This window comes from Aurantimicrobium sp. INA4, from assembly GCF_027924525.1.
Classification (GTDB): Bacteria; Actinomycetota; Actinomycetes; order Actinomycetales; family Microbacteriaceae; genus Aurantimicrobium.
In genome coordinates this window covers 673,033-686,857 of the sequence record NZ_AP027040.1, presented here as the reverse complement: position 1 = coordinate 686,857, position 13,825 = coordinate 673,033, and the positions used below count along the sequence as shown (strand labels likewise).

The window sequence follows — 13,825 nt, the reverse complement described above, 5'->3', positions numbered from 1 at the left end:
GCCGAAGTTGTTTGTGGCTTTTGAAATATTGTTTTTGCCTAATTTGCCGGAGTAATCGGTGTGATGACGACGATGAGATCTCCTGCTTCAACCTGTTGAGATTTTTGGAAGGAAATGCGCTCAACACGTCCAGTGATGCTGGCTGTAATTGCCGCTTCCATCTTCATCGCTTCGATCGAAGCGACAGGGTCTCCTGCAGCAACAGTCTGACCCGGTTCAACCTTGATTGTGACGACACCGGCAAATGGTGCCGCTACGTGGCCTGCCTCTGTCAGGTTTGCCTTTTCTGCACTCTTGGTACTGATTTCAACAGAACGGTCACGCACAAATACGGGACGGAGTTGACCATTGAGCGTGGTCATCACCGTGCGCATTCCCTTGGGGTCTACTCCACCGATAGCTTCGAGTCCGACATACAAACGAACACCTTGACCAAGGTCGACAATGTGTTCGCTTCCAGATTCGAGACCGTAGAGATAGTCAACCGTGTCCAGCACAGAAACATCACCAAAGGTTTCTCGAACCTGTTCGAATGCCTTCGTGGGAACGGGGAAGAGCAAACGGTTCAACGTTGCACGGCGTGATGCAGAACCACCTGCCAGACCTGCGTGGTCTTCCTCCGACAAAGGAGCTATCTGAATGTTGATGGTCTTGCCCTCGAGAACTTTGGAACGGAAAGGTTCAGGCCATCCACCAGGAATATCGCCAAGTTCACCGGCCATGAATCCAATGACAGAGTCTGGGATGTCATATTTCTGGGGGTTGGCTTCAAAGTCTGCTGGGTCTGCCCTCACAGCTGCGAGGTGCAACGCAAGATCACCAACAACCTTGGAAGACGGTGTCACCTTGGGTACACGACCAAGAATCTTGTTCGCTGCAGCATACATGTCTTCAATCAACTCAAAGTCATCTGCAAGACCGAGTGCGATAGCCTGCTGGCGGAGGTTAGAGAGTTGACCACCAGGAATTTCGTGGTGGTAAACACGTCCTGTTGGAGCAGGCAAGCCAGATTCGAATGGCTTGTATATGTTCCGAACAGCTTCCCAGTATGGTTCGAGATCGCAGACTGCATCTAGGTTCAGCCCTGTGTCACGTTCCGTGTTTGCCAACGCGGCAACTAAAGATGATGCACTGGGCTGGCTTGTGGTTCCAGACATAGGTGCAGAGGCAACATCTACTGCGTCCGCACCTGCTGCCGCAGCCGCCAGAAGCGTGGCGAGTTGTCCACCTGCGGTGTCGTGAGTGTGAACGTGGACTGGCAGGTCGAAACGCTCACGGAAGGCGCTAACCAACTTGGCTGCTGCTGCAGGACGCAATAAGCCAGCCATGTCCTTGATAGCCAAAATGTGAGCGCCGGCGGCGACCATTTCTTCAGCAAGTGCCAGGTAGTAGTCCAGTGTGAACTTGTCCTCGTTGGGGTCCAACAAGTTGCCGGTGTAGCACACACCAACTTCAGCGATCGTCGTTCCCGTTTCGAGTACGGCATCAATTGCTGGACGCATTTGATTCACATCATTGAGTGCATCAAAAATGCGGAAGATGTCAACACCTGTTGCGGCAGCTTCTTGAACAAATGCCTTGGTTACTTCCTCAGGGTAGGGAGTGTAGCCAACAGTATTGCGACCACGAAGAAGCATTTGAATTGCTACGTTGGGCAGTGCCTCGCGTAATTTTGCAAGTCGATCCCAGGGGTCTTCACCCAGGAAACGAAGGGCAACATCGTAGGTTGCACCACCCCACGCTTCAACGGAGAGGAGCTGAGGTGTCATACGAGCAACATAGGGGGCAACGTTGACCAAATCTTTGGTGCGAACACGAGTAGCTAAAAGCGACTGGTGTGCGTCACGGAAGGTCGTCTCCGTTACCGCGACTGCCTTCTGCTGCCTCAAAGCCTGAGCAAAGCCTGTGGGGCCTAGCTCAAGCAGAGCCTGACGGCTCCCCGGAGGGGCAGGCGTGTTGAGATCGATGCGGGGCAACTTGGACTTGGGATCTGCACCTGCAGGTCTAGGACCATTGGGCTTGTTTACGGTGACATCGGTAACCCAGTTAAGAATCTTGGTTCCCCGGTCTTTCGACTCACGACCAGTAAGCAGGTGTGGTCGTTCTTCAATGAAGTTAGTAGCTACGTCACCAGCTTTGAACTGTGGGTCGTCGAGCACGCCTTGAAGGAATGGGATGTTGGTGGAGACACCACGAATACGGAATTCTGCAAGCGCACGACGCGAACGGTCAACTGCTGCAGCATAGGTGCGACCTCGACAGGTCAACTTAACCAACATGGAGTCAAAGTGTGGGCTAATTTGTGCACCTGGGCTGACCGTTCCACCATCGAGGCGTATACCAGCGCCACCGGGTGAACGGTAGGTCGTAATCTTGCCAGTGTCTGGACGGAAACCTTGTGAAGGATCTTCTGTGGTGATACGGCACTGCAGTGCAAAACCACGAACATGAATGTCCTCTTGGTGGAGGCCCAAATCACCGAGCGACTCTCCCGCCGCAATACGCATCTGAGACTGAACGAGGTCGACGTCAGTCACTTCTTCAGTAACTGTGTGCTCAACCTGAATACGAGGGTTCATCTCAATGAAGACATGCTGACCAGCGCGCTCACCTGCAGTATCTACCAAGAACTCAACTGTTCCAGCGTTTTGGTATCCAATGGAACGGGCAAAAGCGATTGCATCGCGGTGCAAAGCAGCACGCAATTCATCTGAAATGTTCGGAGCTGGAGCAATTTCAACTACCTTTTGGTGACGACGCTGAACGGAGCAGTCACGCTCGAAAAGGTGAATGGTTTCTCCCTGGCTATCAGCCAGAATCTGAACCTCGATGTGGCGTGGACGAAGGACAGCCTGCTCTAGGAACATGCGGCCGTCACCGAAGGCGCTTTCTGCTTCACGCATGGCAGCCTCAAGTGCGGGACGAAGTTCTTCCATCGTCTCCACACGACGCATACCGCGTCCCCCACCGCCTGCTACAGCCTTGGCGAAGATGGGGAATCCAATTTCTGCTGCCCCTGCCAGAAGCGCGTCGATGTCGGTTGTTGCTGGTGTCGATTTGAGCACTGGAACACCTGCAGAGATGGCGTGTTCTTTTGCAGTGACTTTATTTCCTGCCATTTCCAGTACCCGGGCAGGTGGGCCGATGAATGTGATGCCGTTATCGGCAGCCGCTTGAGCTAATTCTGGGTTTTCTGAGAGGAAACCGTATCCAGGGTAAATTGCGTCTGCGCCGGAAAGCTTCGCTACACGAATTATTTCAGCAACGTCGAGATAAGCGCGGACAGGATGACCGGGTTCACCGATCTGATAAGCCTCATCTGCCTTTTGACGGTGCAGAGAACTGCGGTCTTCCTCAGGGAAAACTGCAACAGTCTTCGCTCCTAGCTCGACAGCCGCACGAAATGCGCGAATCGCAATTTCGCCACGGTTTGCTACCAAAATTTTCTTGAACATATGACCCCTTCGAATGCCGCCAGCATCGGTTCGTAGTTAGGTACTCCAAGACTACAGAAGGTATCGTGGTCTCAATGCACGTGCTCAGTATTAGTTCACTCAAGGGTGGCGTTGGAAAGACAACGGTCACCCTCGGTTTGGCATCTGCTGCTTTTGCCGCCAATTTGCGCACTCTTGTAGTCGATTTTGACCCTCAGGCTGACGTCTCTACCGGTCTTGGAGTGGATACTCGAGATCACCTCAATGTTGCTGATGTTTTGGCGAACCCCAAACTCAAGACTGTTCGCCAAGCTATTGGCCCTGCTGGTTGGTCAGCCCCAGGTCATGCCCCTATCGATGTGATGATTGGTAGCCCTTCCGCTGTCAACTTTGATGGCCCTCACCCCACTGCTCGTGAGGTGTGGCGCTTAGAAGAAGCTCTGGCCACCATAGAGGACGAATATGACCTGGTCCTCATCGACTGTGCACCAAGCTTGAATGCGCTCACCAGAACCGCTTGGGCGGCTTCTGACCGTGTCGTGGTCGTCACTGAGCCCGGTTTATTCTCTGTTGCCGCCGCTGACCGTGCTCTGCGCGCCATCGAAGAAGTGCGTCGCGGGCTCAGCCCCCGACTTCAGCCTCTTGGCCTGATAATCAACCGTGTCCGTGCTCAATCTTTAGAGCACCAGTTCCGCATTCAGGAACTTCGAGACATGTTTGGCCCCCTGGTTCTCCAACCTCAGCTCCCAGAACGCACCTCACTCCAACAAGCCCAGGGTGCTGCACGCCCAGTTCACGCCTGGCCTGGAGAGGCTGCCGCTGAAATGGCGAAAAACTTTGATCAACTCCTCAACCGCATTTCTCGCGCTGGCAAAATTGGCGAATACGCTCCCAAGTCCTAAAACAGGACAAGAAAAAACCCAGGTATTGCCTGGGTTTATTTCGTTAAGTTTTCGTAAAAGACGCTTAGCCAACTTTGCGGGCTCGTCGAGCTGCAAGCTCATCTGAAGCATCGGCAGATGTTGAGGTGATCTCAACCAGGCTGGTTTCGACTTCACGCAAGACCTTGCCAATTGCGATACCAAACACACCCTGACCGCGGCTGACGAGGTCAATGACCTCGTCATTGGTGGTGCACAAGTAAATGCTGGAGCCATCACTCATCAGAGTGGTTTGTGCCAGGTCATAGATACCGGCAGATCGCAACTGGTCAACAGCTGCACGAATCTGCTGGAGTGAAATTCCGGTGTCCAACAGGCGCTTGACAAGCTTGAGAACCAAAATATCGCGGAAGCCATATAGGCGCTGTGAACCAGAACCTGATGCGTCACGGACAGTGGGAACAACAAGTTCCGTGCGCGCCCAGTAATCAAGCTGACGGTAGGTAATGCCAGCTGCCTTTGCAGCTTCGGCACCACGGTAACCTGCATTCTCATCGCGTTCAGGCATACCATCGCTGAACAGGACGTCAAGCTCGTAGCGAGCTTCGTCGCTGCGGTTCACTTCGTTCATTTCCGGCCCTTACCTGAAATCAACAACTTTAAGGTTCAAGTTGTTGTTGAGAGTTTGTATCCTCAAACTTACAGACAGTTTTTAATCGTGTCTGGGATTTAAAGCTTCACACGCCCTTTCGGCGTGTCGCAATACTCGAGATTATCGAGATTGTTGAGTAATTACTTGACGCAGCATCTGAGAACGAACAATCTCAATGTGCCGAGAAATCTCATGAGCACGCTCAATGGAACGAGCTTTGCTGGCTGCATCATGGCGGTGAGAAACGGGGACCAAAGCACGCTCGATCAAGGAATATTCACGCTCTGCAGCTGCACGCATGGTGCGCAAGTGACGTGGTTCAATTCCTGAACGTTGCAGCTCTACTAGCGCAGTCAGCACAACGATGTGCTCATCGGTATAGGAATCGGCAGGTTCAAGCATTCCGGCTGATACAGCGTCTTGAAGCAGGTTCATGCTCGCACCACAGGCTCGAACAAACTCTTCACGGGTGTAGCGAGCGGGGGTGGCCAAAAGTGAATCTGCGGAGAGGCTTGCTGCGTTGGGAAGTGCGGGGTTGTTGCCTGTATCAATTTCCTCCAGATGCGCACGAATAACCTTCAGGGGAAGGTAGTGATCGCGCTGCATGGTCAGAATCAAACGCAAGCGGTCAACGTGCTCAACGGAGAACTTTCGATACCCAGAGGGGGTACGCTCGGGAGTGATCAGTCCCTGCTCTTCTAGAAAGCGGAGCTTGGAGGGGGTCAGATCAGGAAAATCTGGTGAAACTTTGGCTAGAACTTGCCCAATGCTGAGAAGTCCGCGCGCAGGGGTGCTTTTTCTTACCGTTGTTGCCATGTTCTTTATGCACCTCGAGCTAGGTCTACACGTGAAGCAAAGAAGGTGAGGTGAAACTTACCAACCTGAACTTCATCACCATCTTTGAGAGCATGACGTTCAACACGTTCACCCTCGTAATAGGTGCCGTTCAGTGAGGCAAGATCCCGCACTTCAAATTCTGTTCCCTTGCGACGGAATTCGGCGTGACGACGTGAGACGGTCACGTCATCGAGAAAAATGTCTGAATTTGGGTGGCGACCGCAGGTGGTGACATCAACATCAAGCAGGAAGCGCGAACCCTGGCTTGGTCCTCGACGAACAATCAACAGTGCATTGCCGCTGGGAAGAGAAGCGATGGCTTCCTGTTCTTCAGCAGTGACATCGACTGCTTCGAGTGCTTTAACTTGCTCAAGGAAAGACTGGGTAAATGTTGCTGTGACGTCTGGAGCTGGGGTCGAACCGGGGACCTGTGTGGCGTCATCGCCAGCGAGTGAATCGTTCACTTTTCCCCTTTCGTACTTGTTCACATTAGTGGACTTTTCTCGTTAACAAAATACGAGACAAATTATGACCTTTCACCGGAAACCCCCACCAGTATTTCTGCGTTCTCAAACATCATTTGAGCAGCAGAAGGGGCTTTCTCAGCTTTCCCCGATAGGCTAGAGAAATCTTGTGAACGATGTATTTCGTTCCCTGCGTCGATAGAACGCTTCCCTCACCACACTGGTTGACATTTTTCTTCGGCGAACGGATGCGTCACCAGACGCCTTCGCCACATATTCCCAGTGATTTACTTCGCTTCGTTTGACCCTCGCTTATGTTGAGTGCTGTGTTTGACACGAAATGTGAATGACCGGGAGATTTATCCAAAGGTAAAACTCATGTCTGAAAAGACTTTTTCCCAACTTGGCGTTCCCGCCCCTCTCGTCACAGCGCTGACCGTAGTTGGTATTGACACTCCTTTTCCTATCCAAATAGATACGCTTCCGGATACTCTTGCCGGCCGTGATGTTCTCGGCCGAGGCAAAACCGGGTCGGGTAAAACACTGGCATTCAGTATTCCTATGGTTGCTCGTCTCGGCGGCAAGCTGGCAGGTGGCCGCCGTCGTGCTGGTCGACCCCTAGGTCTTGTGCTTGCCCCAACACGGGAGCTTGCAACACAAATCACCAACACCATGGCACCACTTGCACAGGCTTATGACTTGCGCGTAACAACCATCTTTGGCGGAGTCTCTCAAGGCCGTCAGGTCACCGCACTCAAAGAAGGCGTCGACATAGTGGTTGCAACTCCAGGCCGTCTTGAAGACCTCATGAAGCAAGGTTTTCTTCATTTAGATGCCATCGAAATAACAGTTCTAGACGAAGCAGACCACATGGCAGATTTAGGCTTTTTGCCTATCGTGACCAAGATCTTGAAGGCTACGCCTGCCGGTGGCCAACGACTTCTTTTTTCGGCAACACTGGACAACGGCGTTGACAAGTTAGTCAACCAGTTCCTCCACAACGAAGTTCTCCACTCGGTTGATGAAGCTAACTCACCTGTAGCGGCAATGACCCACCATGTTTTTGAAACCAGCGCCAACGATGCCAAAAAGGAGCTTGTGTACAAGCTTGCTTCGGGTACCGGTCGTCGCATCTTGTTCATGCGCACCAAGCACCATGCCAAGAAACTGGCTAAGGCCCTAACCGAGGCAGGAATTCCTGCAGTAGATCTCCACGGCAATCTTTCTCAACCTCAACGCGATCGCAACCTTGCTGCATTTGGCGACGGTGACGTCAACGTCCTTGTTGCAACAGATGTTGCGGCTCGAGGAGTGCACGTAGACAACGTGGAACTCGTGATTCACGTTGACCCGCCGATGGAACACAAAGCGTATCTGCACCGCTCTGGGCGAACCGCTCGCGCCGGTGCTGAGGGTGATGTGGTTACCATCTGTTTGCCCACGCAACAAAAAGATCTAGCTTCGCTTCTTAAGAAGGCAGATATTCAGGTTCAGCCACAGAAGGTGACGGCAAGCTCCCCTGAAGTTCTCGAACTCGTGGGTGAGATCGCACCATATGTGAAACCTGCACCGCGGGAGGCTAAGCATCAGGGCGGAAACGGAAAGTCAATGGGGGCAAATGCTCAACGCAAGCGCGCTCAGCGCGAAGCGCGCGGTGTGAACCCTGCAGGTCGGCCCACTCGTGTGACCAAAGATGGCAAACCAGCACGAGATCGTTCTGGGCGTCCGCCTGCAAATGAGAACGGTCAACGTCGCTCAGGTTCACACAAACCCAGCAATGGTTCAGGTTCTCGTAACTACGGAACCGCTGCAGGAGGCGGACAACGTCAGCGTCCTGCACGACAGAGCAGTCGCTAGTCAGGTCGCCTACCAGCTCGTTCGATGAGTTTCCTGCTCAACTACGGCGTCGATATCTGCAAGCTTTCGCATTCCTGCTAGCGGTTGAGCCATCCTGTGGTTTCCACGAATACGTGGTTCAACTCTGTGCAAAAACGCCCAATAACCTGCGGTAAACGGACAAGCATTCTCGCCCAATCTCACTTTGGGGTTGAATGGGCAGCCGCTGCAAAAATCAGACATGGAATTGATATAGGCACCACCGGATGAATACGGCTTGGTGGCCACGAGGCCGCCATCTGCGTGTTGGCTCATGCCTATCACGTTCGCAGGCATGACCCAGGGAGTTCCATCTACGAATGCGTCAATGAACCAATCATTGAGTTGTGCAGGGTTATACCCACGCTGCAAAGACCAATTCCCGAGAATCATCAAACGTTGAATGTGGTGGGCGTAGCCGGTATCCCCAACGGACTTCAAGACATGGCTCATACACTTTGCAGAAACATTCTCGCCGTCAAGATCCCAAAATTGTTGAGGCAAATCGACGTGAGCATCAAGATAGTTACTCTGTTGGACATAATCCTCACCGAGATGCCAATACAAGTGCCAAACCCAGTCTCGCCAGCCAGCTATTTGTCTAACTATGGCCTCCACACTTCCTAGTGGAGCTTTCCCTTGGTCATAGGCATTCACACAAGCATCAATAACTTCTTGAGGATGGAGAAGACCAAGGTTCAGCGGAACACTCAGCATGGAGTGAGCCATGACATCATCACCCATGAGACTTGCATCCTCAAAGGGGCCAAAATCCATCAATCTGGTCTCAACAAAATCAGCCAGTGCCGCCAGTGCTTCCTGACGTGTTGCAGCAAATCTGCGTGGTCCATCACGACCTAAGAGTGTGATCTTTCCTTCACGCGACCATGTCGTGAGATCCTCCCGAACCTGAGCATCAATCTCGTCTTCTACAGGTTCCCACGGTGCAGGCAAGCCAAGATTGGCTGCACCTTTAGGCGGTGGCTGTCTATTGTCATGGTCGTAGTTATATTGACCGCCTGCAGGCAGGGGACCCTCCATAAGAACACCTGAGGTGTCTCGCCAGTGACGGTAGTAGTTTTCCAGTTTGAGAGATCCAGGCTTTTTCCCTTGAGCCCAGGAAGAAAAGAAATCTTCAGAGCTGACAAATCCTCGACTGGGGAAAATCTTGAGGCCCAACTCACGGACAAGAGCCCTGCTTCCCCAACTTGTCGGGTTCACTACGCTTAGTGATTCCCCAGAATCCCGCAAAGGGATTAAGACATCTCGATAGTGTTCTGCCGTGACATATCGAGCACGTTCACCCAATTCAGCTGCGCGATGCCGTAAAGCACTGAGAATCAGATGAGCTTTTGCCCAGTGATACGGCCTACGAGCCAGTACCGCTTGCGCTTCAATCAGTAACACATCTTCGCGATCATCAAAATGCGGGCCGAGCTGATCGGCCATGAGCCATCTCATCGTGATCGTTTTTCCTGAGACAAAAGTGCAAGACCGGCCAGAACGATGAGTAGCCCAATCCAGCCAAGTGGAGTAATTACTTCTCCCACAACAATGACAGCGAGAATGACAGCGACCACTGGCTCGAAGAGGGTGTAGACCGCAGCACGGGATGCAGGCATTGCTCCAAGCCCAACGGCAAGAAGCAAATGGCCCACTGCGGTAGGGAATATTGCAAGATATGCCATAACTGGAATAGCTAAGGGAACATTCGCGAACTGCCCAGGGTTGCCAATGACGAGAGCAATCAAGATGACAAGAAGTGGAAGGGCAGAAGCTAATTGAATAGTGGAGATTACTGGGCGATGCCCTAAACCTTGAGGCCTGTCAGCATGTGGCTTCATCAGCTTGTTCGCCATGTAGGTATAGAGCGCATAAGCGAAACCAGCAAGCAAGGCCAACACAATTCCTGCAACTACCATTGCTGAATCGCGAACTACTCCCCTGCCGTCCTCGCCAAAGTTTCGGCCGGAAACCAAAAGCACACCACCGACCACAGCGATTGCGGTCGCAACTAGCCACATTGCAGTGGGGCGCTGCTTGTCCACGACCCATTCGATAAGTCCAGCAAATAATGGGGCAGACCCCAGAGCAATGACATTACCCAGCGCAACCCCAGCCCAACTCATTCCGATATAGAACACTGTGCTGTACAGCGCGAGTCCGAAAGCACCGGCAATGACGAGTGATTTTGCACCAATGTTATGCCATACCAGCCAGACTCCAGGTAGGGCAGTCAAACCCAGAATCAATCCACCAATGCCCATTGTGCTGGCACCAATAATGACAGGGTTTATTTGCGGAATGAAGCTCGCAGCCATACCTGTGGTTCCCCAGAATGTGCACGCGAGAAGCAAAGCAACAACACCCCCGCCGTAACTGGCGTGGGGTGTTGTTTTCATAGTCTTCAGACTACAGAGCTGGGAACTTAGGTGGGTGTAATCCAGCAAGTTCTTGAATGACGCGAACAACCTGGTGGCTGTAGCCGTACTCGTTGTCGTACCAGACATAAAGGATGATGTTCTTGCCATTGGCAATGGTGGCAAGGCCATCCACGACTCCAGCACGGTTTGACCCAACAAAGTCTGTTGAGACAACTTCGGGTGATTCGATGTAGTCAATCTGGTTTCTTAAGACTGAGATCAACGACGCATCGCGCAGCATCTTGTTTACAGTGTCGCGATCGACAGCTTTGTTAAGAGTCAAGTTCAAGATTGCCATTGAGACATCTGGTGTGGGAACGCGAATTGCATTGCCAGAGAGCTTTCCTTCCAACTCTGGTAGAGCCTTGGCAACAGCCTTGGCTGCGCCCGTCTCAGTAATGACCATATTCATTGCGGCAGAGCGTCCTCGGCGATCTCCCTTGTGGAAGTTATCGATGAGGTTTTGGTCATTGGTGTACGAGTGCACTGTTTCGACGTGACCGTATTCAACACCGTATGCATCGTTGATGACTTTCAAGACAGGCGTGATGGCATTTGTTGTGCAGGATGCAGCTGTGATGATCTTGTCCGCATCAGTAATGGTGTCGTGGTTGATTCCATAGACAACATTCTTAAGTGGGCTCTTACCAGGTGCTGTAAGTACAACCCGCGAAATGCCCTTGGCCTCTAAGTGTTGAGACAGGCCTGGCTCATCGCGCCAACGTCCCGTGTTATCCACCAGGATCGCATCCTTGATTCCATAAGCTGTGTAGTCCACGGTGGTGGGATCGTTGGAGTAGATGACCTGAATTGGCTTGCCATTGGCAATGATGAGGTTCTTCTCTTCATCGATGGTGATGGTTCCGTTGAAGGGGCCATGAACAGAATCGCGACGAAGTAGGCTGGCACGTTTTACCAGGTCTTGGTCGCCACCTTTGCGCACGACGATGGCTTTGAGAACAGGTCCGCGACCGTTCTCAGCATTTCCGAGCAAAATACGCGCCAAGAGACGACCGATGCGTCCAAAACCGTAAAGGACAACATCTTTGGCGTCCTCTGCTTTAGCGGGACGCCCCTGACCAGCTACAGGAGCGAGCGCTTCAGCCGCAAATTCAGAGATGGACTTACCCGAGGCAGCTTGCTCGGCCAAAATTCCTGCGACGTTAATCGATGCAGGACCAGGGTTGAGGGCAACGATGGCCTTAACCAATTCGAGAGTGCGGTTGATGTCGAGTTCTTGACCGTCAACATGGCGCGCATAACGATGAGCTTTGACGATTTGTAATGGTGATGAGTTGATCAGCCGGCGGCCATGAATCGAGGTAACAACTCCGTTGTCTCGATAGAGTCCACCAATCAGTGGAATGAGCTCTTCAGCAACTGCTTGACGGTCGGTCCAGGTGGCGTCGTGTGGTGCCATAACCTTCGGTTCTCCCTTGAAACATGTAACCAGTCGCCGTCTCGAGCGTATGGCGTTGAACTGTTCTATTTGTACCGCAAGAAAAACTTCTTGTCGGGGAGGGAGTATCTCAAGCCTAATTCAGCCCTTGCATTAAGTGCGGGAGATACATTTGTTTCCATGAGTATGTTTCAAGCTACTGGGCGATCAATTCTTGTTATTGGCGGGCTGGGTGGATTAGGTCAGGGCATTTGTTCTTCTTTTCTCCAGGCCGGGGCTCACGTCATCGCACTGGACACAAACGTCGAAAAAGAAGCCTTTTTCCGCAAAGAGTTATCCTCTTCATCGTCGCAACTGAGCGTTATTTGTGGGGATGCAACACAATCCGAGGTTTATGCCGCAGCACAAGAAGTTGCTAATTCACGGGGCCACGTTGTTGACACAGTTGTCATTTGTGCCACTCCGCCTCAATTTACGCATGCCATCGAAGACTATGACTGGGACTACCACCAGCAGATGATCGATGTTTTTCTCAAAATTCCATACGTTGCAACAAACGCCTTGGTCTCGAGTATGAAAAAAGCAAATTTTGGGCGAATAATCAACATCACATCGGAAGTGTTTGAAACAAGTGAACCTTTCTCCTCCGCGTATGTTGCCGGCAAAGGCGCGCAGATTGGATGGACCCGATCGATGGCATCCGAGCTCGCCCCTTTTGGAATCACGGTTAACCATGTGGCACCTGGATTCATCCCCGTTGATCGGCACAAAGATCTTCCTCAAGAAGTCCTCGATGGTTATCTAAAAACAGTTCCCGCGGGCAGATGGGGAACTCCAGAAGATATCGGTGCTGCGTGTGTCTTTTTTGCTTCAAAAGAAGCAGGGTTTATCTCAGGACAAACTTTGCTCGTCAACGGAGCTCGCACACCTCATTGAGGATTGCTATCCAGGCCCCGCGGGCATTACTTGAACAACACGATGCTTGAGCTCAATAGCTTGTGCCCGATAACTTCCCCCGATAATCAACAGCGCACCGAGAACACCTAGCCATCCCAGAACATCGGAACCCAGTGTGATTCCAATCAATACTGCCCAGATTGGCTCAGTACCGAGAAGCAAACTCACTCGCGCAGCAGAGGTTTGGCGCACAGCCCACAACTGCACCAAGAAGGCGAATACGGTACATGCTGCAGCAAGATAGAACAGATCGAGCCAATCCCCAATCGTAAAGCTCGAATAACTGGCGAAGACACCTGGAACATCTGCGAGGGTAAACACCACGGCGCACACTACAGTCTGAACAAATGTCACGCTAACAGAGCTATAGCTATATCCAGAGGTGAGCCTGCCCAGAGCTGTGACGTGAATACTTCGCACTATTGCTGCACCAAGCATGAGTGCATCGCCCCAGTTGGGAGCATGAAAACCATTGCCCGAGACTAAGAGCAAAACGCCCACAATGGCGACGGTCGCGGCAATGAAATATGTCCTTGGTAACCATTTCCTCAACCACAGGGATTCAAGAATGGGGGTAAACACAATGGTCATGCTGATTATCAGCCCAGCATTGGTTGCACTTGTGAGCTTCACGCCCCACGTTTCCAGGCTCAAAATACCTGCTTGTGTAAGGCCAAACACCACACCGATGAAGAATCCGCGTCGATCAAGTCGACGATTTTTTGAAAAAGACCACACAGCCAACATGATTACTGCTGCGATCAAGAAGCGTGCCGACAAGATAGCAAATACGCTGCCTCGCTCAGTAAGAACTTTTGTAGCCAGGTAGCTACTTCCCCACACCGCTGCAACACCAAGAAGCATGATGTCTGCTTTATTGCGGGTCAGAAAGTTCACATATTC

General features: G+C 52.0%; 11 protein-coding genes. 3 read left to right on the top strand and 8 right to left on the bottom strand.

Annotated features, from left to right (window positions below; translation table 11 throughout):
- Nucleotides 1-38 precede the first annotated feature (38 nt).
- A complete protein-coding gene (locus AINA4_RS03450) occupies nt 39-3,455 on the bottom strand; it encodes a pyruvate carboxylase (RefSeq protein WP_281787538.1) in 3,417 nt (1,138 codons plus the stop codon).
- Between the two features lie 74 nt (nt 3,456-3,529).
- On the opposite strand from AINA4_RS03450, the gene AINA4_RS03445 reads away from it, so the two are divergent.
- Nucleotides 3,530-4,336 carry a ParA family protein gene (locus AINA4_RS03445; protein ID WP_281787537.1) on the top strand — a complete coding sequence of 269 codons (807 nt, stop codon included), beginning with the start codon at nt 3,530-3,532 and terminating at the stop codon, nt 4,334-4,336.
- Between the two features lie 64 nt (nt 4,337-4,400).
- Here the strand turns inward: AINA4_RS03445 and AINA4_RS03440 are convergent, their stop codons facing one another.
- The 3 genes from AINA4_RS03440 to AINA4_RS03430 form a co-directional block, all read right to left on the bottom strand.
- A complete protein-coding gene (locus tag AINA4_RS03440; protein WP_281787536.1) occupies nt 4,401-4,946 on the bottom strand; it encodes a MerR family transcriptional regulator in 546 nt (181 codons plus the stop codon).
- A gap of 141 nt (nt 4,947-5,087) precedes the next feature.
- Nucleotides 5,088-5,783 carry a MerR family transcriptional regulator gene (locus AINA4_RS03435; RefSeq protein WP_281787535.1) on the bottom strand — a complete coding sequence of 232 codons (696 nt, stop codon included), beginning with the start codon at nt 5,781-5,783 and terminating at the stop codon, nt 5,088-5,090.
- A gap of 5 nt (nt 5,784-5,788) precedes the next feature.
- The gene (locus AINA4_RS03430) at nt 5,789-6,268 is read right to left on the bottom strand and encodes an FHA domain-containing protein (RefSeq protein WP_281787534.1); all 480 of its coding nucleotides are present in this window, start codon (nt 6,266-6,268) and stop codon (nt 5,789-5,791) included.
- A 378-nt stretch (nt 6,269-6,646) separates the two neighbouring features.
- On the opposite strand from AINA4_RS03430, the gene AINA4_RS03425 reads away from it, so the two are divergent.
- Nucleotides 6,647-8,125, top strand: a complete 1,479-nt coding sequence (locus AINA4_RS03425) for a DEAD/DEAH box helicase (RefSeq protein ID WP_281787533.1) — start codon at nt 6,647-6,649, stop codon at nt 8,123-8,125.
- Nucleotides 8,126-8,134: 9 nt separating this feature from the next.
- Here the strand turns inward: AINA4_RS03425 and AINA4_RS03420 are convergent, their stop codons facing one another.
- The 3 genes from AINA4_RS03420 to AINA4_RS03410 are packed head-to-tail and all read right to left on the bottom strand — an operon-like array spanning nt 8,135 to nt 11,986.
- Nucleotides 8,135-9,592 carry a cryptochrome/photolyase family protein gene (locus AINA4_RS03420; RefSeq protein WP_281787532.1) on the bottom strand — a complete coding sequence of 486 codons (1,458 nt, stop codon included), beginning with the start codon at nt 9,590-9,592 and terminating at the stop codon, nt 8,135-8,137.
- Nucleotides 9,593-9,600: 8 nt separating this feature from the next.
- Nucleotides 9,601-10,545, bottom strand: a complete 945-nt coding sequence (locus tag AINA4_RS03415; protein ID WP_281787531.1) for an EamA family transporter — start codon at nt 10,543-10,545, stop codon at nt 9,601-9,603.
- Nucleotides 10,546-10,555: 10 nt separating this feature from the next.
- Complete coding sequence (locus tag AINA4_RS03410) at nt 10,556-11,986, bottom strand: glyceraldehyde-3-phosphate dehydrogenase (protein WP_281787530.1); 1,431 nt, start codon at nt 11,984-11,986, stop codon at nt 10,556-10,558.
- A gap of 159 nt (nt 11,987-12,145) precedes the next feature.
- Here AINA4_RS03410 and AINA4_RS03405 point away from each other — a divergent pair, with 159 nt between their 5' ends.
- Entirely contained in the window at nt 12,146-12,901 is a 756-nt protein-coding gene (locus AINA4_RS03405; RefSeq protein ID WP_281787529.1) for an SDR family oxidoreductase, read from the top strand.
- A gap of 6 nt (nt 12,902-12,907) precedes the next feature.
- Here AINA4_RS03405 and AINA4_RS03400 read toward each other — a convergent pair whose 3' ends face one another.
- Nucleotides 12,908-13,819: a DMT family transporter gene (locus AINA4_RS03400; RefSeq protein ID WP_281787528.1), complete on the bottom strand. Its 912-nt coding sequence runs from the start codon at nt 13,817-13,819 to the stop codon at nt 12,908-12,910.
- Between the last annotated feature and the right edge of the window lie 6 nt (nt 13,820-13,825).

Bases quoted from the DNA above. Each gene is read 5' to 3' on its own strand.
- AINA4_RS03410 (WP_281787530.1), bottom strand. From the start codon at position 11,986: ATGGCACCACACGACGCCACCTGGACCGACCGTCAAGCAGTTGCTGAA.
- AINA4_RS03450 (WP_281787538.1), bottom strand. From the start codon at position 3,455: ATGTTCAAGAAAATTTTGGTAGCAAACCGTGGCGAAATTGCGATTCGC.
- AINA4_RS03405 (WP_281787529.1), top strand. From the start codon at position 12,146: ATGAGTATGTTTCAAGCTACTGGGCGATCAATTCTTGTTATTGGCGGG.
- AINA4_RS03445 (WP_281787537.1), top strand. From the start codon at position 3,530: ATGCACGTGCTCAGTATTAGTTCACTCAAGGGTGGCGTTGGAAAGACA.
- AINA4_RS03420 (WP_281787532.1), bottom strand. From the start codon at position 9,592: ATGGCCGATCAGCTCGGCCCGCATTTTGATGATCGCGAAGATGTGTTA.
- AINA4_RS03425 (WP_281787533.1), top strand. From the start codon at position 6,647: ATGTCTGAAAAGACTTTTTCCCAACTTGGCGTTCCCGCCCCTCTCGTC.
- AINA4_RS03440 (WP_281787536.1), bottom strand. From the start codon at position 4,946: ATGAACGAAGTGAACCGCAGCGACGAAGCTCGCTACGAGCTTGACGTC.
- AINA4_RS03415 (WP_281787531.1), bottom strand. From the start codon at position 10,545: ATGAAAACAACACCCCACGCCAGTTACGGCGGGGGTGTTGTTGCTTTG.
- AINA4_RS03435 (WP_281787535.1), bottom strand. From the start codon at position 5,783: ATGGCAACAACGGTAAGAAAAAGCACCCCTGCGCGCGGACTTCTCAGC.